Raw genomic sequence first — 399 nt, 5'->3', positions numbered from 1 at the left:
CTGCTATACTGCTTAGACCTAATCCGTAGCCTGCATGAATATTAAAACCATTGTTTAATTGGTAACCAGCTAAAAAGTTTAGACCAAAATCAGTTCGTTTAAATTCCGATTCTGCCTCGCCAAATTTGATATCTTCTTTTACCGACCCATATTTACCATTTGCGCTTAAGGCGTAAGCAACGTACGGTCCGGCACCAAGAAACACCTTACCAGCGCTTCCTACTTTAAAATTCGCCAATAGGTTTACCGGTAACTCCAGATATTTAAAGTTTAATGTTGCCTCTTCAGTGGTTGCAATGTCATTATCTTCGAAATCCATATCACCGCTGGCCAGTTTTGTTCCTTTGTTTATAAAAGTTAAACCAGGTTGAATTGAAATTACATCAGACAGTACGAATT

General features: G+C 38.3%; 1 protein-coding gene. It reads right to left on the bottom strand.

The genetic code is table 11. The annotated features are described in order from the left end of the window. A partial coding sequence (locus AC1DND_RS29565; protein WP_477586620.1) for an outer membrane beta-barrel protein occupies positions 1-399 on the bottom strand: 399 nt, incomplete at both ends.

The sequence above is a fragment of the Pedobacter sp. 01N416 genome (assembly GCF_056399685.1).
Note: the sequence above shows the minus strand (reverse complement) of the source record. Positions and strands in the feature narration are given on the sequence as shown.